Genomic DNA, 19,761 nt, shown 5'->3' with positions numbered 1-19,761 from the left:
GGAAAATCTTTCTTTCAATTGCGGCTTTAAGTAGCAATCCCCTCTCGCAATGATTATAGTGTGATCAATCACATTAGTCAGATAAGTAACGATGTTTCAAGATAATCCTTTACTCGCACAGCTCAAACAACAGATCCAAGAAACGCTACCTAAGAAAGAAGGTACGATTAAAGCTACTGAAAAAGGCTTTGGTTTTTTGGAAGTGGATAATAAAAATAGCTACTTTATCCCGCCACCAATCATGAAGAAATGCATGCATGGTGATAAGGTCGTCGCTATTATTCGCACTGAAAACGAACGTGAATTTGCCGAACCAGAGAAACTCATCGAACAAGGTGTTACTCGGTTCATTGCTCGTGTTCAATTTATCAAAAAGCGCCTGCATGTTATCCCTGACCATCCACAACTTAAAAGGCTACAACTAAAAGCCAAAGCGAAAAAAGGGGTAAACCCTGAAACGCTTAATGAAGGCGATTGGGTTGTTGCTCATATTGTTCAGCACCCTTTAAATGGCGACGCTGGCTTTCAAGCGCAAATTTCTAAAAAAATCACCGATGCTAATGATAAAATTGCACCTTGGTGGGTAACACTAGCGCAAAACGATCTTCCAAATAGCGAACCAGCTGGTATTGATAACTGGCAAATTAACGACGACGCTGATCTAGAGCGTGTTGATATGACAGCAACGCCTTTTGTTACTATTGATGGTGAAAGCACCAAAGATATGGATGATGCGTTATTTGCGAAGAAAAAAGATAACGGTGACTTTGCCCTTACTATCGCCATTGCTGATCCAACCGCTTATATCTCTCCTGAAGATGATATGGATAAAGTGGCTCGCGAACGTGGTTTTACCATCTACTTGCCAGGTCGCAATATTCCAATGCTACCTCGTGAACTTGCTGATGATTTATGTTCATTAAAAGAAGATGAAATTCGCCCAACAATTTGCTGTGACGTAACAGTAAGTAAAGATGGCATCATTGGCGATGATATTAAATTCTACGCAGCAAACATCAAATCTCATGCTCGCCTTGCTTATGAGCATGTTTCTGATTTCTTAGAAACCGGTCAATCAGAGCAATGGCAACCAACGGAAGAAATCGCAACGGTAGTCAACGACCTTTATGACTTCTCTAAAGCTCGTGCTAAATGGCGTAAAGAGAATGCGGTTGTATTCCCTGATCGACCAGATTATCGTTTCGAGTTGAGTGAAGACAATGATGTTGTGGCTATTCATGCTGATATGCGCCGCTCTGCTAACCGTCTTGTTGAAGAGTCAATGATTACCGCAAATATTTGTGCGGGTACCATCTTAAAGCAGCACTTCAATACCGGTGTATTCAACTGTCACTCAGGTTTCAAAGCTGAAAAGATTAAAGATGTCTTAGAGTTAGTTAACCCTATTTCAGAACATCAATTCACTGAGGAAGAACTTGCAACCGTTGAAGGCTTTGCAGCTTTACGCCGCTGGTTAGGTTCTCTTGAAACGCCATATTATGATAATCGCATTCGAAAGTGCCAAGCATACAGTGAAGTGAATAATCAGCCACTACCACATTACGCTATGGGACTCGATATTTACGCGACTTGGACCTCTCCTATCCGTAAATATGGTGATATGATCAACCACCGCATGCTTAAAGCTCACATCTTAGGTAAAGCGCCAATTCAATTACCTGATGATACCGTTGGTGAAGAACTTGCTCTGCACCGTCGTCACCACAATATGGCGGAGCGCAATGTTGGCGATTGGTTATACGCACGTACTTTATGTGATGAACCAAAGAAAGAAACTCGCTTTGTCGCAGAAATTTTCGATATAAACCGTGCTGGTATGCGTGTTCGCTTGGTTGCAAACGGTGCAGCAGCCTTCATTCCTGGTTCTCTTGTTTTAGATAATAAAGAACGTATTGAATGTAATGGTGAGAACGGAACACTATCAATCGATAAAGAAGTGGTTTATCGCCTTGGTGATACGCTTGAAGTGGTACTTAACGAAGTCAATCAAGAAAGTCGTAACATCATCGCTAAGCCTAGTGAAGTTTTTGCTGATTTAAAAGAAATGAACGAAACAGATAGCAACGAGCAAGCTTAATGTAAAACTCGTTCTTGTTTACTTTTACTAAAACTAAAGCGCTATCGTTTATTCGAATAGCGCTTTTTTATTTATAGATAAGATCAACCATAAGTTTAATTTAACCCCATATCAGACCTTGTGGGTCATACTTGATTTCGGTCAATAGCACTTCTAATGACGCTGGCTGGTTAAGATAAGGATAGACAACCCACTCCTCTTTTTCATCAACAAACCATAAAAGCCAAGTTTCATCTACGATGTCATGTACTAGCCTTGCTATTGGCTTGGTATACTCACTATGTACTGAATCAAGCAAATAGTGCGCTTTTAAAAACTCAACACCTTCTGGGTAAGGCTCAAAAAGTGACTTACCTAATTCTACTGGGTGGTTCTGGTTGCGGTTAATACACAGATCATCCGCCAGCTTCATTAATCGATTATGCCTTATGTTCGTTATCATAATACTCTCCACAGAGCTCACATCCTTTGCATTTAGTTTAGAAGATAAAGTGAATTCATGTCATTCTTCTTCTTTCACAAAAGTGTAACCTAATCGACATATGATATTCGCAGTCTTATAATTTTTGGAGTTTTTATGTTACGAGTTACTCTGGCTAGCTTATTAGCTTTAGCCATCTCTATTCCTACTGCCGCAGCTAAAGATATTAATATTGCAGGCTCAACATCTGTTGCACGCGTTATGGATGTTCTTGCAGAAGCTTATAATCAACAAAAACCTGAGCCTTACATTGCTGTACAAGGTATTGGTTCTACTGCTGGCATTACTCTAGTGGAAAAAGATATCGTTGATATTGGTATGAGCTCACGCTATCTAACTGAGCGTGAACTGACAGAAGAAATGGAAGCATTCCCAATTGCCTTTGATGGTCTAGCTGTTGTTGCTAATGTATCAAATACCATTACTAACCTCTCTAGAGAGCAACTATTTAGCATTTATAAAGGCGATATCAAAAACTGGAAAGAAGTAGGTGGCAAAGATAAACCAATTGCCGTTGTGACACGTGAAGCATCGTCAGGTTCTCGTTACAGCTTTGAAAGCTTATTAGGTCTTACGAAGATCATTAACAATCGCCTTGTTTCAAATATCGACCCAACAAACTTAGTTGTTAACAGTAACAGCATGGTAAAAACCATTGTTAACCATAACCCTCACGCTATTGGTTTTATCTCTACAGGTTCTATCGACCAATCTGTTAAAGCAATAACCTTTGAAGGGATTGCTCCGACTGCTGAGAATATCTCTTCAGGTAAGTATGAGTTATCTCGTCCATTCTTATTGATCAATAAGAAAGACAAACTAAATGATGACAGCAAAGGGTTTATCAAATTCTTAAGCTCTGACACTGGGCGTCAACTCATTACTGAATACGGCTATATTCCTGTAAAAAATAAATAGCAAAAAAAGAGAGAGCTGTGATTAGCTCTCTCTTTTTCATCAAATTTAATGGAAACCGATTTAGAAATGCAGTTGGATCACTGAAACGGCAATACAACCAGGACGGCGAATGCCCTCGATTTCGATACGTATTTCACGCTCGATTTCTAACCCTTTTTTAATTGGTGTGACTTTTAATAAGGTACTTTTCGCTCTCAAGTTACAGCCTGATTTTACAGGATAGGGAAAACGCACTTTATTAAGACCTAAATTCACTACCATTTTTGCCGTTGGAAAAAGCGGATTTTCAGGATCAACGCTATCCGTCAACTTTGGTAGCAATGCTAAGGTTAAAAAGCCGTGAGCAATGGTCGTCTTAAAAGGTGACTCGGCTTCTGCTCTTTCTGGATCGGTATGGATCCATTGCATGTCTTGCGTTACTTCAGCAAATTTATCAATACGCTCTTGATCAACCGATAGCCAGTCACCAATGTGCATCACTTCACCCACTTGAAACTGTAACTCTTCATATAGAGCTTGTGCTTCTGGTTTTAATACAATCACAGGTTGAACTGGTGCTGCTTCTTTTTCTACGACTGGTGCTTGTAAATCACGCATGCGAGGAAAAATAGTCTTGCCCTGAGTCTTAGCCATCAGTTCACCCCAGTAGCCGCGCAAAGATGGAGTCATCCAATGCATAGGCTCATTTTGCTGTGATACTATTGAAGACTGGCTTAGATGTTTAAATGGATTAGTGACTTTCATCGCTCACCTCAGGTTGACTAATTAAATATTTATAACAGAGCAATTTTGGACCAGTTCATACTAAGCTGCAAATACTTTCGAGCATACACGTGTTGACCGAAAGCAGCTTAACCGATAAAAATCAACCGGTTAATTAATAAAACATTATTTTATTAATTCCCTTCCCAGCGCCTAAAATACGTATTTACCCCGATATCAGGCCATTTCCCAACACTTAGACCGCTCTAAAAAGCACCACTTTGAACAAAAACCCAACGAACGATTTTTATTTTCAAATTAACTCTTTACAAAAAACGTCAGTCTATCTATTATAAGCGCCATCGGAGGGATGGCTGAGTGGTCGAAAGCACCGGTCTTGAAAACCGGCAACCGTTAATAGCGGTTCTAGGGTTCAAATCCCTATCCCTCCACCACATTCTTTACGCATCAAGCCCTTGATTTTCAAGGGCTTTTTCGTATCTGGCAGATAGAGAAATCACCTACTATATAAGGGTGATACATATGTATCTATTAAAACTGCCTTCAAGCGTGTATTACACATTATTTACACATAAAAAACTCCCTCAAACACTTTCAAACAAGAAAGCGCTTAATAAGGGAGTCGACAATATTATGTATAGCGGAAACGGTGATTAACGTACTTGTTTAGCCGCTAGCTTTGGTTGTCCACATTCGGTTAACAGCCCTTTTAGCAAGCTAATGCAGCCAAATAACAAAATAACCGTGAAAGGTAGTGCTGCAATGATAGTGATAGATTGCAGTGCTTGAATCGAATCTGTTCCACCTATCCACAACATCACCATAGCAATAGCGCCAGAAATAACAGCCCAGACAACTTTTTGCTTAACCGGCACTTCTAATTTACCGCCTGCTGTCATGCAATCAATCACAATTGAACCTGAATCTAACGTTGTCACAAAGAAAACGATAATAAGTGCAACGGCAATAACAGATAACACATCCCCTAAAGGATAAGCATCGAGCATATGAAATAGGCTAATAGAGACATCGGTAATACCTTGATCTAGACCTAACTGGCCCACTTTAGATATCACCTGCTCAATAGCAACACCACCAAAGATAGACATCCAAGCCGCCGTCACCAACGTTGGGATAATTAAGACGCAAAGAAGGAACTCACGTACAGTACGTCCTTTCGAAATACGAGCAACAAACATACCGAAGAATGGCGCGTACGCAACCCACCACGCCCAATAGAATATAGTCCAGCCATGTAACCAAGTTGAATCTTCACGATCTGATACTTGGCTCAGTGGAATGATATTTTTCACATAACCTGTCACTGCAGTAACCAACGAATCAAGTACAGTTGTAAAGTTCAAAACGGCAATAAAACCAAGGAAGACAAATGCAATAATCATATTCAGATTACTTAAAAACTTAACACCACCATCCATACCACGCAGCACAGAAATAATCGCTAAGCCCATAATTAAAACAATAACAAATTGCTGCAAGTAGATGGTATTTTCTAGACCGAAAACATGGCTAATACCACTTGCTGCTTGTGAACCGCCCAAGCCAAGTGATGTTGCTAGGCCAAATAAAGTAACCAATACCGTTAGTATATCAATGGCATCCCCTGCCTTACCCCAGACTCTATCGCCTAGTAATGGGTAAAAAACAGAACGCATTGAAAGCGGCAGGCCTTTATTATAAACAAAGTAAGCCAAGCATAGCGCCGTCATACCATAAATAGCCCATGCATGTAGACCCCAGTGGAAAACCGTTGCGCCTAATGCTAATTCACGCCCAGCTTCGGTATAAGGTTCAGCATTTAAAGGTGTTCCAAACCAGTTGGTAAAGAATGCTGTTGGCTCTGCTACACCCCAGAAGATCAGCCCGATCCCCATACCGGCAGCGAAGAGCATTGCAATCCATGATGACGTTGAATAATCGGTGGTTGCACTATCACCACCTAAACGGATCTTACCTAAAGGCGAAAAAGCTAAAATAATCGCAAATATTAAAAATAGGTTTGCTCCCCACATAAAAAGGAAGTCGAAATTGGATAAGACGGCCGCTTTAACAAAATCAATAGCTGCTTTGGCATCTGCAGGAGAAAGTGCGAGAAGAGTGACAATGAAGAGAAGAGATAAACTGATTGAAGCGATAAAAACAGTGTTGTGGACATCCATGCCCCATTTACTAATGTTATCTTGACCTACTTGATAATCTGTAGAATCAATACTGTACGTTTTAGACTTAAAACTCATATATTATATGTTCATATACTCACCGAAATGAATATAAAGACACTCCATATCTAATTACTGCATGATTAGCTAGTTACATCATAAAGCACCTTAAGCGCTGAATGATAGCTTCTAGCGCAATCCCAAGAGATGGATATTAATAGAAAGTCAAATGCCATGCTTTGACCTAGGCGACCTTCATCTACAGAATTCTCACCATAATTAAATAAAAACAACAAAAAAGGGCAACATTTAGCCACCCTTCGATTAATAAGGTTTATATTTAGCAACTACATCATATCTTTGCTTAATGTGTATGGTTCACCATCATCATCAACCAAGCGCTGCTCATCACTCGCTACTAAAAATAGTTGATTCTCAGCGACAAAGAAGCGGTACTCACCAACTTGAACTGCATTGCCAGCATCATTCCAGGTGAACTCTCCCTCTTCCATGACCATCGCACTCATTTTATCCATGTAGCTACGACCTAACGAATATTGACCATCCATTTTCAGTTCGAGAAGTAGATTCGTTCCAGCACAATCAGAACAAGGGACACTGCCTTTATAAATACCATTCCAATCCAGAGCAGTACGAGCACTATGAGCTGAGTCTGCCATTACTGGTTGTTCTGCCGGTTGGGGGCTTTCTACTTTTTGATCTTGGCAAGCCGCCAGCGCAACAACAGACATAAGAGCAATAAGGGGTTTCTTATTCATGAATATTTCCTAAGTATTTGGATACCTTAGCTACAGCTTAGAATAAGGTCATGTTATCGGCTAGTTTTAACCATATAAATAACAAAAAGAGCCATCACAATCAGGCCTGCGATGACTCTTTAATTCAGTATTAGAAATCAATAAAGTGGGGGTAATGACTTCTTTTTATAACAAATTAGAACCATGTTTCCATCTGTAGAGCAAACATAACCTCACCACCAGCACCTATAGTATTAGCATCACTCTTTAGACTGACTGAGAAATCATCCAAATCTTGACTCCAATCAACATAAGAAATAGCAAACCTTAACTCTGGTCGTTCAAAGAATCCCGCCGCAGTATCTAATTTAAACGTAGGAGCAACGGTCACTTTATAAAAACTACCATCAGCTTGCTCTATGCTGTTATCCAGATCCATGTATTGATATGAACCCTCATACACCATTTCGAAATTTTGAGTTAACTCTTGTGCTAGTCGAACATTGACGGTTGCCCATAAAAACTCATCATTTTCTTTAATTCGGTCTTGGCTATATTCACCTAAAAATGACGGTGCAAAACGCCAATTCCCAGCAAAACGAGTGACACCATAAGTGAACATTCGTACCGCTTTCGCATCTTCATTTAACTCGCCATCAGCACCAATAAGTTTAAGTTCTGCACCTAAGCCATGACCTACTAATATACCGGCTTTGGAGAAACCACCTTCACTGCCGTAAAAGCTATTACCATGATAAGCAAGCATGGCATGATAACCGCTTTCTGCTCGAGTCGTTGGTGACTCTAAACCACTGTCTCTTTCCTCATTATCAGCAGCCATCATGCCATTTAGCATCAATTGCCACTGACCCATGTAGTTGTTCATCGTTACAACGTAGTTTTCTATATCTGATGATGAACTTTCCGCCGTACCAAAATCTCGCCCATAGATAGAAAAGTTAGCACGCCAGTCATCGGTAAACTGTACATCATAAATACCAGCACCAGTCCCCGCAATAACCACAATATCTGAGTCTAAAAAATGGATGTCAAAGTTATCACGGTCTGCACGTTTGCCAGCCCAAATAGAAGCATGTTCAAACGCACCAGTAAATGATTCGAGATTACCTATTTCAGCATAAACCTGGCGCACATTGAGTGAGGTTTCATCTGAAGTCCAATCATTATTCGTCTCAGTTCCATCAGCTAGTAGCACTCTATATTTAGACCAAGATCCATTGTCTTTTTTAGTTAAGTGATCAAGGTACATTTCAACATAGTGGTCATCTTCCACACCTAAACGCCCGATTGCACCGCCAAGTGTCCCTGCTGGAGTCATATAAGGTCCGGAGACGACTGACGCACCATTTAAGTTATTATCAATTAATAGACCTGAACGAGCATAACCATGAAACTCAAAAGCGGATGACTTCTCTTCTGCTGTAATAGCGAGCTGTTCCGTTTTCTCAAGTCTTAACTCAAGATCGGCTATCTTTTGCTCTAACTTCTCGACGCTAACATCAGCCAATGTAATCGTAGGGTAAATAACGGCTAAAGAGATCACTACAGGTAAAATATTTTTTCTCATTTTCAATTCCATTTTTTATATTCAATTAATAAAAAAGTTATCTAAAACTAGATTTCAAACATCAATAAATGGCTTATTACTGCCATTCTCAACAACCAACTAAGAGAACGTTCCCATAGCGTTAAGTGAATAGATGTAGGGTTGAAATTCGATTTATGGAAATTAAACCATACAAAATAAACTCCAAGTTGGTATTTATAGCTTAAAGACCAAGCACTGAATCTTTAAGCTGAAATGACTATACATTCATTTATGGTAACGATCCCAATGAAGCGTATTATTTGTTAAAGGAATCACAATATTTTTACATGACCACTTGTAGTTAAAAAATATTGATATAAGAAGTAACACTAAAAATCACTCAATAAGTAAAAAAAATGCCGCTTTCAATATATCGATTGAAAGCGGCATCATGATAAGCGTTGATAAAAAATCACACTGTTCAGGGACTTTGAAAACCTAAACTATGGTTAAGCAAAAGGGTTAACAGCACAATGAATCTTATTAATTTTTGCTGCTACACACCCACCATCTAGTGATAAACATGTTGCATCTTCATTGGTAAATATCCGTGCTGATAAAACTTGTTCGCCACCATTAACAAAGATCTCAAGCGATGAAGTATCAGCAAGGATTCGTAATGAAACGACTGGGCTTGATAGCGGTAATTCTCGTATCAAGTCGCCATCGTTGACTAAAGTCTGCGTTCTATCCAAGAAAAGTGTTTGCGTCTCTTTATCGAGCTCTATTTTGCAATGTTGATGCTGATTTTCAAAGAGGTGCAAAGTTTGCCCCCACTCCATCGTTAATGACAAATCAAATGACTTCGTCTCTATATCAACTCTGTTTGCATCGAGCTCAATCTCCTGCTCCGAAACATATAACCCTGCGATATCAGCAATAGGCCATTGCAATAGTTGACCGTCTACATAAGTTAACTCTCTTAGTGCGGTCAATTGGTGCACCCACCCTTTACTTGGATGATCGATTTCATCAGGCAAGCCCATCCAAGCACTCATAATACGGCGCCCATCTGGAGTCAATAACGTTTGTGGCGCATAAAAATCAAAACCATAATCTAATGGCTGTAATTCATCGAGTTCGAGTTCTTCGATACCTTTTCTCGTCGCCTTCGCGATTCGATTATGATGTGGTACTGTAGAATGAAGGCTCTTTGATTCAATGCCTTGTGGACCAATAACAACCCAGGTCTGCCCGCCAAGATCAAATATATCTGGGCATTCCCACATATAACCGAAATCACCGAGTTCATCTCCATATAATTTATCGAATTGCCAAGTGCGTAAATCTTTGGAAGTGTAAGCGGCTAATCTACCCTGCATATCTTCTCTCTGGGCACCTAACAACATCAGCCACTGATCTTTTTCACGAATAATTTTAGGATCTCGCATATGCTCTGTAACCATAGGGGCTGGGCTATTGATTACAGGACCTTGTTTCTCAAAATTAATGCCATCTTTTGAGATAGCTAGACATTGTGTTGTTTGTCTAACACGTTCAGAACCAATACGACTATTACCGGTATAATACAGCCATAGCTCATCGCCTACCGTTAGAGCATGACCGGAGAAGACACCATGGGAGTCAAACCAATCAGAAGGCGTTAAAGCAACAGGCTGCCAATGCCAATCAATAAGGTTGGTACTTGTTAAATGCGCCCAATATTTATCTTTATGTGTACAGGTAAAAGGCGACCATTGATAAAATAAGTGGTATTGACCATTATGAAAAATAAAGCCATTTGGATCATTGAGTAACCCTTGTGGAGGAGAGACATGCCAATTAGGACGGTGCACACAGGTAATAGGATCTTGAACAGCCGTTAATAGAGTATGCTGGTTGTTTTTAATCTCATTACCTATAGCAAGTAAAGTTCTCGGCGATAACTTTTCTGGGAGTGGGTAAATAACCTGCACTTTACCTAACACATCACCAAATGAAACCTCAGAACCATCAAGTTGCAATAATCTGTCATCATGAATTTCAAATATCAACTTAGCATCAGCGATTAACACGCGAGTAAGATTTTTCAAACCACCACAACACTTTACTATACTGTTCAACATAAACATCTCACTTCAATCCATAACTGGGAACGATTGCAATGCTAATTGATTAAAATATAAATGACAATTGAAAGAACAGGTTTGACCATAAACGAAAGTAAAAACTTGAGAGAGAGCACAAAAAAGTTCTCAGATTATGAGAACTTCTCAACAGATAGAACTTCATTGTTACATCAATTAACAGGTTTCACGTTCGACTGATTGAAAACCGAGAACCAGTTTACTCATTACATTTGTCTTGCCATCAATCAACTCAAGCAATAAGTTTGCTGCACTTTCTCCAGCATAATCAAAAGTATAATTGAACGTAGATAAACCTGGTGTAGCGATCTTACCGAGTTCATCATTACCCACTCCCAGCACCTTGATCTCTTCACCTGCCTGCTTTCCATATTGTTGTATTGCTTTAATTGCACCCAATGCCATACGGTCTGTAGCAGCAAAAACACCATCAACAGTGGTATTGCTATCCAAAATTTTGCACATCTGTTCATAACCAGATTCAATGGAAAAATTACCATGACAATGAAATTCGGCTGACGCCCCATGCTGGCTTAGTGCTTGTTCTAACCCCTGATAACGAAGACCATCAACGGCTAAATCATCATTATCAACCCCAATAAAACCAATATGTTTACAACCCGCTTTTACTAGTCGATTGCCTGCTTCAAAACCTACACGAAAATCATCATGGATAACACTAGGGATATTATGCAGTGAACCATCTTGACCAACTAGAACGACTGGCGCTTTAGATAGAGCGATTGCATTTAAAATATCTTGGTCTAAATGCGTCGCATAAAGAAGAATCCCCTCAACTCTTTTTTGATTAAAAATGTTAATAAATTCAATCTCTTTACTATGATTCATCTGACTATTAGCAAGTAACACATGCTTATTGCGATTCTCAAAAACTGCACTCAAGCCATCAACACCTTGCGCTGTTGCATTTGAGGCCATGCGTGGAACAATGACACCGACCAAATTTGTTTTTTGAGATTTTAGGTCTTTTGCGATTTGGTTAACGACATACCCACACTCTTTAACCGCTTTCTCAACTTTAATTTTCGTCGAATTTTTTACGCCATATTCATTATTAATCACTCTTGAAACCGTCGATTTTGAGACGCCTGCGAGTTTTGCTACATCATGCAAGCTAGCCATAAGCTTTCCTTTTTGGGATGGTTTGCGAAAAATTACTATGTAAATAGCATAGCATCGATCTTCTTCTCATAAATAATGATTCCTACCACCTAAACATGATCATTTTCACACTATTCAGCTTAATCTTTTGACTATTTATTAAATTACATCAATATCAACCTTGCAAACGTTCCCAAAGCATTGCATACCCTACTAATTGGAGCTGGTTATGAACTACCCCGCTGTTACTAAAAAATTACTTACTGCCCTAGGTGGTAAAGAAAATATAGAAGCACTAGCACACTGTGCAACACGCCTGCGCTTAGCACTTAAAGATGAATCACTTGTTGATGAAAAAGAAATCGAATCTTTAGAAGGTGTAAAAGGACAATTTAAAGTTGCTGGTCAATACCAAGTTATTTTTGGCTCAGGTATTGTTAATCAAGTCCATGCCGAGTTGGCTAAACTCACAAATATGACAGAAATGTCGACAAAAGATGTCGCTTCGGTCGGTGCGAATAAACAAAATATAATCCAACGCGCCGTTAAAGGTTTATCCGATATTTTTGTACCTATTATTCCTGCTATCGTTGCTGGCGGCCTTTTAATGGGGGTATTTAATCTACTGACAGCTAATGGCTTATTTCTTGAGGGGCAATCCCTTATTGATGCTAATCCAGGTTTAGCTGATCTTGCAGCAATGATTAATACATTTGCGAATGCTCCTTTTGTTTATCTTCCTATTTTACTCGCTTTTTCGGCATCCAAGAAATTCGGTGGCAATCCCTACCTTGGTGCGGCATTAGGTATGTTGATGGTTCACCCTGACTTACTTAACGGCTGGGGATTTGGCAGCGCTTCCATTACCGGTGATATCCCGGCTTGGAACATCTTTGGCTTTGAAATCCAGAAAGTCGGCTATCAAGGCTCAGTATTGCCTGTTTTAGTTTCTGCATTTATTCTGGCTAAGGTAGAGCAAAATCTACGTAAGGTTATCCCATCGATATTAGATAACCTGCTCACGCCTATGCTGGCCATTTTTATTACAGGTGTTATCACCTTTACTGTTGTTGGTCCATTTACACGCGACCTAGGCTTCTTGCTTGGTGATGGCTTAACTTGGCTATACGAATCTGCAGGCTTCATTGGCGGTGCTGTTTTTGGATTTATTTATGCTCCGTTTGTTATTACCGGTATGCACCACAGTTTCATTGCCATTGAGACTCAACTATTAACCAATATTGCCGTAACGGGTGGCAGCTTTATTTTCCCAATCGCAGCAATGTCAAATATTGCACAGGGAGCATCAGCTCTCGCTGTCGGCTTAACCACTAAAGACAATAAAATGAAAGGGGTTGCAATGCCATCAGGTGTAACCGCATTGCTTGGCATTACCGAGCCAGCACTATTTGGTGTTAACTTAAAACTACGCTACCCATTTATCGCTGCTATTATCGGTGCTGCCGTTGCCAGTGCATTTATTAGCTTTTTTAAGGTAAAAGCACAAGCTCTTGGCGCTGCTGGTTTGCCTGGCATTATTTCTATCACCCCTGATAAGGTTGGTCTTTATATCACTGGCATGGCGATCTCTTTTGCCGTTGCTTTCTCTGCTACTGTTATCCTTGGAAAATACTACCAACTAAAACAAACCAAACTAACAGCAGAAACCGCTTAATATAATTTGAGTTAATTTAACGCTTATCTCATCAGATTCTGTGGCGTCACAGTGCCACAGAATCAAAAGATAAATAGCAAGTATAGAAAAGAAAGGGAAATAAAATGGCTAAAGTATGGGTCACTGGTGACGCTGTTATTGATCTCATTCCAGATGGTGATAATACCTATTTAAAATGCCCAGGTGGTGCGCCAGCAAATGTCGCCGTTGGTGTTGCAAGGCTTGGTGGAGAGGTTGCCTTTTTTGGTCGTGTTGGTTTTGATCCTCTTGGTAAGTTTATGAAAGAAGTATTAACTAAGGAAGGGGTTAATACACAAAATATGTTGCTCGATAAAAAGCATCGTACCTCGACTGTTGTGGTTGATCTGGACGAAAATGGTGAACGCAGCTTTACATTTATGGTGCTACCAAGTGCGGACCAGTTTTTAGAACCAAACGATGTGCCATCATTTAGCCAGGGTGAATGGCTTCATGTTTGCTCTATTGCTTTAGCAAATGAACCCTCTCGCTCAACGACAATCAATGCGATGAAAGCAATGAAAGCCGCTGGTGGCTATGTCTCTTTCGACCCTAACCTACGCGATGATGTATGGTCTGATCTTAGTGAAATGAAACCTGTCGTTTTAGAAACGATTGCCATAGCAGATGTCGTTAAGTTTTCAGATGATGAACTATTCTATCTCACCAACCAAGATAACATTGATGCTGCAATAACGTGGCTAAACCAACAATTTACAATTCCCTTGATTATCATAACCCAAGGTAAGAAAGGCGCATTAGTGATTGTGGATAAAATTCAGCAACTCGTAACGGGAAAAGCGGTTAATGCCATTGATACCACTGGAGCGGGTGATGCGTTCGTTGGTGGGCTATTAAATGGTCTTTCTACAACCGACAATTGGCTGGAGCTAGAAACGTTAACTGGTATTGTGACGCAAGCAAATGCCTGCGGTGCTTTAGCCACGACAGCTAAAGGAGCAATGACAGCGCTTCCAAATAATAACCAACTAAGCAACTATTTAAATAACAGCTAATTGAATAACGGCTAGCTTATTTTGTTGAATGTTAAACCTTGAGCCCTATCCTCATATTCTATTGTATTGGAAATGGACGAGGGCTCATAGTCTAGTGATAAAAGTGTAAGTAACCTGGATAAAAGTGCTTGATTATTACTCAAGTAAAAATTAATATTCACTGTCGAAAAGATTTTAGGCTGGTTAGGTTATTCCAGTCCTCGCCTCTGCGAGATGAAGTTGCAACTTGCAAACCCACGGCACTAACCTTGATTAAACAGGGTGGTGCTGCATATCTTTTTTTCGCGCACCATCCATAAATTGGATGTACCTCATGCAAAAGAAACAAACCCTAATTACCGCTCAAGCACTTATCTCTCTTATGATGGCATTTTTAATGACCGGCATTTTCAGCTTTCTTGAACTCGGCTTTTCTGCTGTCTGGTTAGAAGTATGGATGAGCCATTTCATTGTCGCTTGGCCTATCGCGTTTATCCTTTCTTTATTTGTGAGCAAAATTGCTTTCAAAGCTGCTATTAAACTTACCGCATAAAAACACGTACTAAATAAAAATACAATCGAGATTGCTATGTCATATTTTAATGCTGCACAGACAAAAATTACGGCTTTACTTGTTGGGTTACTCGTTTGCTTAGGTGTGAATCCATCAGCTTCAGCAATGACAACTAATGAACTTAACCTCTCTTTAGGAAAAGTAGTCGGCACAACTCAAGACAGTGTCACTGCATTTTATGATATTCCTTATGCAAAAAACCCATTCACTTCTGAACTTCGTTTTAAAGCTCCGCAAACTTATGGAAAATGGGATAACACGCTTGATGCAACCAACATCGGCTTACCTGTCCCTCAACCGAGTCGTGGCCGTAACGTTGAGTTAGTTGGCGCTCCGGGTGATCTGACTTTGAATATTTGGATACCTGAAAATTCATCTGCCGCTATAGAAAAACGACCAGTCATGGCATGGATTCCTGGCGGAGCATTCATCCGTGAAGATGCTGGTGAAGAGGTATATAACGGAACGAGTTTTGCCCAAAATGATGTCATTGTGGTGACGATTAATTATCGTGTTGGCGTCGATGGCTTTATGCACTTTAAAAATGCCCCGGACAACCGTGGGATCCTAGACCAAATTATGGCGCTAGAGTGGATACAAGATCATATTGCCGAGTTTGGTGGCGATCCAGACAACGTGACTCTATTTGGTCAGTCGGCTGGAGCTGAAAGTATTGCCATTTTACTTGGTACTGAAAAAGCTGACGGCTTGTTCCACCGAGCGATCATGCAAAGCCCACCAATGGAATCTTTAACGAAACAAGAAGCGGAAAGAATAACACTGAACTTTGCGCAACAGTTAGGGGTAGCAGCAACAACAGACGGGATAGCAAGTGTGCCTTTCCCTGAACTGGTCTCAACTGTCATTGATATGGGTAAGACAATACAAAACCGTGATGACTGGGGAATGATTTCATGGGGTGGTACTGCATTCCTACCTGTGGTTGATAATAACATCATCACAGGATCACCGATGAAAAATCTAGCTAACCATGCATCGAAAGTTCCCGTTATTGTTGGTAGTACCGATCAGGAAGCACGATTATATCAAGTTCCTAGTGGCGCAATCGATCGTGTCACTAAAGAGCAAACCGATCTCTTCTTGAAGGATTTATCATTAAATGGTAACCCCCTAGCTGCTTATAATCAGCAAAATAAAGAGGCTTCTATTGGTGATATATTTGTGAATATTCAATCTGATTACACATTTAGAATGCCTGCTGTTCATATTGCTGAGCATTTATTAAATAATGGGAATGAAGTTTGGCATTTTAATTTTTCATGGTTTTCACCAGCCTTTGGCGGTCGACTAGGTGCTGCACACTTTGTTGATGTTCCTTTTGTATTTAACACAATTAAGAGTGATGAAGCAAAAGGGTTTGTGGGCACTGAGCCTCCTCAGTCTCTCGCTGATACAATGCATAATGAGTGGATCCAATTTGCGAAGTTTGGCACGGTAAGTTGGACACCCTATACATTAGATACTCGCCCAACAATGCAGTTTAATAATTTATCCGAGCAAATCAATGACCCAGGTAAAGCAACTCGCAAGCTATGGGCTAAATACGATTACTAGTGAAGCTGAATGATCACACTGTTATCCTAACTTGCACTCAATAGTCATAAACCACCAGCAAGTTAGGGTAACAAATCATTGACGGTACTTGATGTAATATACTCCCAGTAGAATATAACTATTGCGCTGGGAATACATTGCTTTAACATTACAGCGCTCTTTAAATAGTCACCGTTTATCAACCTTTGGAAATACACTCTTGAAAAAAGCACAATCTATATTAGGTACAAAAGGCACATTATTTTTCCTTGTCATCATTAGTGCATTTCCACCATTGACGATTGACCTGTACCTACCTGCCCTGCCTCAGATGGTCGACATCTTTAATACCGATCAAGCAATGGTAAACCTAACACTGAGTAGTTACTTTATTACCTATGCCATGGGCTTATTGTTCTGGGGACCACTCAGTGAGAAATTTGGTCGAAAGCCTATTTTAATCACAGGTCTTGCCGGTTATATGATCGCCAGCATCTTCTGTTCAATGGCTGGTAGTATTGAACAGCTCATTCTTGCTCGTGTTATACAAGCGTTTGCTGGCAGTGCTATTACTGTTGTTGCCACGGCTATTGTTAAAGATTTATATGATGGTCGTGAACGTCAAAAGATCATGGCTACGATCATGTCGTTGGTAATTATCGCTCCGATGATCGCCCCTGTTCTTGGTGCTTTTTTACTGCAGATAGCATCTTGGCGAATGATGTTTGTTACTCTCGCGGTGTTTGGTTCTTTTGCTTCAATATTAGCTTTTTGCTATGAAGAGACCCTTGAAACTAAATACAACGGCTCTATTTTGCACTCTTGGACTCGCCTTGGTGTGGTTTTAAAGAATCCCCAATTCGTGACTTTACTGGTAATTTTTTCGATTGTACCAATTGCAATGATGGCATTCCTAGCCGCAGGTTCTTATATCTACATTAATGGATTTGGGTTAACTGAGCAGCAATTTAGCTACGCATTTGCTTTTAATGCTCTATGTGCTTCTTTTGGTCCAACCATTTATATGAAGCTGTCTCGTCGTGTGTCGGTTCAAACAATTATTACGCTGTGCTTCGCTTTACTTGCAACCGCTGGTGTACTAACAATAACGCTCGCTGAAATGTCACCTTGGATTTTTGCATTAACAGCAGCAGTCGCAACGTTAATGGTAATAACAATGCGTGTACCTGGCACTAACTTAATGCTTGATCAACAAGATAAAGACACAGGTTCTGCAGTCGCATTAATTCAATTCTCAGGTATGGCATGTGGTTCATTAGGAATGGTGCTCGTCTCTATTCGCCCAGAATCTTTAATTACTAACCTAGGCATACTTCAACTAGTGGTAGGGTTAATCGGTGGTGGGTTATGGCTCCTAGTAAGAAACCGCTCTTTTGTGACGGATAAACTGGTTAAATAGCTTTATAGCAATTGTAAAAAGTAGCTTCGCTGTAACAAATACAAAAAAGCCCTCCATATTACTCGCAAGTAAATATGGGGGGCTTTTAGTTTTATGCGTACGTTTCAACTACATCTATTGCAACGATAGCCTTTACAATTAAAGGTTATCTAAACGGATGTGGCTATTTTTAAGGTCATCACGAGTTAGGCCTGTTCCTTCATTTAAACCATTGAAGTGGCGCAGTAACTCAGTGATTGCTTCAATTGATGCTAATAGATCACCAGTATGAGCGGATTCCGATGAAGTGTGCATATTACGGATTGGGTAGCCAATGGTAATTGCAGCACTATCAACACCCGCAAGTGCAGCGGCCATGCCATCAGTACCCATATCACGACCTGAGAAGTCAATTTGGTAAGGGATTTCGTTGTCACGACATACAGCTTCCAGTGTTTGAACTAAAAACTCAGAAGCAACAGAACCACGGCCCATAGTAAAGCCTTCACCCATTTTTAATGGATTCATATTACGGCTACCAATACCTGGTGCAGCTTCATAGTCATGGTTAACGTCGGTAGCAATCAAAATGTCAGGCTTTAACTCACCAACAATTTGTGTTGAACCAAAACGACCAATCTCTTCATGCGTTGCGATCGTGTATAGTACACGTACGTTATCTAGGTTTTCGGCCGCTAATTTACGCGCAATCTCTACCACAGAGAAACAACCCAAACCATTATCTAGGTAAGCACCGTAGAACGTATCAGAAGCCACACCACGCTTGATTGGGCGATCAAGTAGAATTGGGTCACCCGCACGTAAACCAAGAGCTTCAACTTGCTCTTTACGCTTATCACCATGCATATGTAGCTCTAGGTAGATAGAGTCTGGCTTAATACCTTGCTCACCGGTTCTTTGCGCAGGGCTAGAGAAGTGAATCGCACCTAACGCTTCAACGGTACAGCCTTCAATGACTTTGTAAGTACCAAGCTTTTCAGGATTTTGGCAGAAGACTTTAACTTCATGACCAATTAACGTCGTTGGTAAAAACGAGTCTGTGTTAATCCACACCTTGCCATCATTATCGATTTTGCGTACTTGCATGCGAATTTTATCAGCATGACCAACAATCATTACGCTGGTTAAATCATCACGACCTGGGTGAGAATCAAACACGATGCTCGCATTCGATTTAAACTGGTGAATACCCCATCCTTGTGGCATGAAAGATTCAAACTCAGGCTTGATCACGCCATAACTCATTGCCGCTTCAAATCCAATTGGTGAAGGAGATGCTAATACCTTTGACATAAAATCAAATTGATCTTGAGCCATTGGCGTTGTCCAAACTTGCGCTTTCTCGCCATTATTACTTTGTGTGGTCATGAATTACTCGATATTCGTTTATTAATTATTATGGTTACGTTAATGAGTGCTACAGCGAACTTCAAGCAATTATGAGAAATATTTTCATTCATTCGATAAAAATGACCACGCAGACCAATAGCCAGATGATAAAAACAACAAATAGCACAACGATTAACCTTTCAAGGCGAAAGATATGCAG

General features: G+C 40.3%; 15 protein-coding genes and 1 tRNA gene. 8 read left to right on the top strand and 8 right to left on the bottom strand.

All coding sequences use genetic code 11. The features are described 5' to 3' along the window. Positions 1 to 91: 91 nt before the first annotated feature. On the top strand, positions 92 to 2,098 hold the full coding sequence (rnb, locus tag BCU68_RS09630; protein ID WP_102564555.1) for an exoribonuclease II: 2,007 nt from the start codon (positions 92 to 94) through the stop codon (positions 2,096 to 2,098). A gap of 100 nt (positions 2,099 to 2,198) precedes the next feature. Here the strand turns inward: rnb and BCU68_RS09625 are convergent, their stop codons facing one another. Continuing rightward, a complete protein-coding gene (locus tag BCU68_RS09625) occupies positions 2,199 to 2,540 on the bottom strand; it encodes a DUF3024 domain-containing protein (RefSeq protein WP_102564554.1) in 342 nt (113 codons plus the stop codon). 135 nt (positions 2,541 to 2,675) lie between these two features. Here BCU68_RS09625 and BCU68_RS09620 point away from each other — a divergent pair, with 135 nt between their 5' ends. Then, entirely contained in the window at positions 2,676 to 3,497 is an 822-nt protein-coding gene (locus tag BCU68_RS09620) for a phosphate ABC transporter substrate-binding protein (RefSeq protein ID WP_102564553.1), read from the top strand. Between the two features lie 60 nt (positions 3,498 to 3,557). On the opposite strand, the gene BCU68_RS09615 is transcribed toward BCU68_RS09620, so the two are convergent. Continuing rightward, positions 3,558 to 4,241: a MaoC family dehydratase gene (locus tag BCU68_RS09615; protein WP_102564552.1), complete on the bottom strand. Its 684-nt coding sequence runs from the start codon at positions 4,239 to 4,241 to the stop codon at positions 3,558 to 3,560. Between the two features lie 322 nt (positions 4,242 to 4,563). Between BCU68_RS09615 and BCU68_RS09610 the strand changes: the two genes are divergently transcribed. Further along, positions 4,564 to 4,654, top strand: a tRNA-Ser gene (locus BCU68_RS09610). Positions 4,655 to 4,873: 219 nt separating this feature from the next. On the opposite strand, the gene BCU68_RS09605 is transcribed toward BCU68_RS09610, so the two are convergent. From BCU68_RS09605 to BCU68_RS09585, 5 genes are all read right to left on the bottom strand, one after another. Next, the gene (locus BCU68_RS09605; protein WP_102564551.1) at positions 4,874 to 6,478 is read right to left on the bottom strand and encodes a BCCT family transporter; all 1,605 of its coding nucleotides are present in this window, start codon (positions 6,476 to 6,478) and stop codon (positions 4,874 to 4,876) included. A gap of 269 nt (positions 6,479 to 6,747) precedes the next feature. Continuing rightward, positions 6,748 to 7,179: a copper resistance protein NlpE N-terminal domain-containing protein gene (locus tag BCU68_RS09600; RefSeq protein ID WP_102564550.1), complete on the bottom strand. Its 432-nt coding sequence runs from the start codon at positions 7,177 to 7,179 to the stop codon at positions 6,748 to 6,750. Positions 7,180 to 7,354: 175 nt separating this feature from the next. Continuing rightward, positions 7,355 to 8,746, bottom strand: a complete 1,392-nt coding sequence (locus tag BCU68_RS09595; RefSeq protein WP_102564549.1) for a carbohydrate porin — start codon at positions 8,744 to 8,746, stop codon at positions 7,355 to 7,357. A gap of 470 nt (positions 8,747 to 9,216) precedes the next feature. Then, on the bottom strand, positions 9,217 to 10,833 hold the full coding sequence (locus BCU68_RS09590; protein ID WP_102564581.1) for a glycoside hydrolase family 32 protein: 1,617 nt from the start codon (positions 10,831 to 10,833) through the stop codon (positions 9,217 to 9,219). A gap of 177 nt (positions 10,834 to 11,010) precedes the next feature. Beyond that, positions 11,011 to 11,997, bottom strand: a complete 987-nt coding sequence (locus tag BCU68_RS09585; protein WP_102564548.1) for a LacI family DNA-binding transcriptional regulator — start codon at positions 11,995 to 11,997, stop codon at positions 11,011 to 11,013. Between the two features lie 208 nt (positions 11,998 to 12,205). Here BCU68_RS09585 and BCU68_RS09580 point away from each other — a divergent pair, with 208 nt between their 5' ends. The 5 genes from BCU68_RS09580 to BCU68_RS09560 all read left to right on the top strand — a co-directional run bounded on the left by BCU68_RS09580 (position 12,206) and on the right by BCU68_RS09560 (position 18,212). Next, entirely contained in the window at positions 12,206 to 13,651 is a 1,446-nt protein-coding gene (locus BCU68_RS09580) for a sucrose-specific PTS transporter subunit IIBC (RefSeq protein ID WP_102564547.1), read from the top strand. 104 nt (positions 13,652 to 13,755) lie between these two features. After that, positions 13,756 to 14,685 carry an aminoimidazole riboside kinase gene (locus BCU68_RS09575; RefSeq protein ID WP_102564546.1) on the top strand — a complete coding sequence of 310 codons (930 nt, stop codon included), beginning with the start codon at positions 13,756 to 13,758 and terminating at the stop codon, positions 14,683 to 14,685. 313 nt (positions 14,686 to 14,998) lie between these two features. Beyond that, positions 14,999 to 15,217, top strand: coding sequence for a DUF2798 domain-containing protein (locus tag BCU68_RS09570; protein WP_102564545.1), 219 nt, complete (start codon positions 14,999 to 15,001; stop codon positions 15,215 to 15,217). A 36-nt stretch (positions 15,218 to 15,253) separates the two neighbouring features. Continuing rightward, positions 15,254 to 16,813 (top strand): carboxylesterase family protein, encoded by a 1,560-nt coding sequence (locus BCU68_RS09565; protein WP_241901330.1) that lies wholly within the window; start codon positions 15,254 to 15,256, stop codon positions 16,811 to 16,813. A gap of 199 nt (positions 16,814 to 17,012) precedes the next feature. Then, a complete protein-coding gene (locus tag BCU68_RS09560) occupies positions 17,013 to 18,212 on the top strand; it encodes a multidrug effflux MFS transporter (protein WP_102564579.1) in 1,200 nt (399 codons plus the stop codon). Between the two features lie 138 nt (positions 18,213 to 18,350). Here BCU68_RS09560 and BCU68_RS09555 read toward each other — a convergent pair whose 3' ends face one another. After that, positions 18,351 to 19,580, bottom strand: coding sequence for a M20/M25/M40 family metallo-hydrolase (locus BCU68_RS09555; protein WP_102564544.1), 1,230 nt, complete (start codon positions 19,578 to 19,580; stop codon positions 18,351 to 18,353). Positions 19,581 to 19,761 lie beyond the last annotated feature (181 nt).

It is taken from the genome of Vibrio sp. 10N.286.49.B3, assembly GCF_002873395.1.
Taxonomy (GTDB): Bacteria; Pseudomonadota; Gammaproteobacteria; order Enterobacterales; family Vibrionaceae; genus Vibrio.
The sequence above is the reverse complement of the archived record's forward strand: the minus strand, read 5'-3'. Positions and strand labels throughout refer to the sequence as shown.

What these genes read in the sequence shown, in the direction of transcription:
- rnb (WP_102564555.1), top strand. Translation starts at nt 92, where the DNA reads ATGTTTCAAGATAATCCTTTACTCGCACAGCTCAAACAACAGATCCAA.
- BCU68_RS09625 (WP_102564554.1), bottom strand. Translation starts at nt 2,540, where the DNA reads ATGATAACGAACATAAGGCATAATCGATTAATGAAGCTGGCGGATGAT.
- BCU68_RS09620 (WP_102564553.1), top strand. Translation starts at nt 2,676, where the DNA reads ATGTTACGAGTTACTCTGGCTAGCTTATTAGCTTTAGCCATCTCTATT.
- BCU68_RS09615 (WP_102564552.1), bottom strand. Translation starts at nt 4,241, where the DNA reads ATGAAAGTCACTAATCCATTTAAACATCTAAGCCAGTCTTCAATAGTA.
- BCU68_RS09605 (WP_102564551.1), bottom strand. Translation starts at nt 6,478, where the DNA reads ATGAGTTTTAAGTCTAAAACGTACAGTATTGATTCTACAGATTATCAA.
- BCU68_RS09600 (WP_102564550.1), bottom strand. Translation starts at nt 7,179, where the DNA reads ATGAATAAGAAACCCCTTATTGCTCTTATGTCTGTTGTTGCGCTGGCG.
- BCU68_RS09595 (WP_102564549.1), bottom strand. Translation starts at nt 8,746, where the DNA reads ATGAGAAAAAATATTTTACCTGTAGTGATCTCTTTAGCCGTTATTTAC.
- BCU68_RS09590 (WP_102564581.1), bottom strand. Translation starts at nt 10,833, where the DNA reads ATGTTGAACAGTATAGTAAAGTGTTGTGGTGGTTTGAAAAATCTTACT.
- BCU68_RS09585 (WP_102564548.1), bottom strand. Translation starts at nt 11,997, where the DNA reads ATGGCTAGCTTGCATGATGTAGCAAAACTCGCAGGCGTCTCAAAATCG.
- BCU68_RS09580 (WP_102564547.1), top strand. Translation starts at nt 12,206, where the DNA reads ATGAACTACCCCGCTGTTACTAAAAAATTACTTACTGCCCTAGGTGGT.
- BCU68_RS09575 (WP_102564546.1), top strand. Translation starts at nt 13,756, where the DNA reads ATGGCTAAAGTATGGGTCACTGGTGACGCTGTTATTGATCTCATTCCA.
- BCU68_RS09570 (WP_102564545.1), top strand. Translation starts at nt 14,999, where the DNA reads ATGCAAAAGAAACAAACCCTAATTACCGCTCAAGCACTTATCTCTCTT.
- BCU68_RS09565 (WP_241901330.1), top strand. Translation starts at nt 15,254, where the DNA reads ATGTCATATTTTAATGCTGCACAGACAAAAATTACGGCTTTACTTGTT.
- BCU68_RS09555 (WP_102564544.1), bottom strand. Translation starts at nt 19,580, where the DNA reads ATGACCACACAAAGTAATAATGGCGAGAAAGCGCAAGTTTGGACAACG.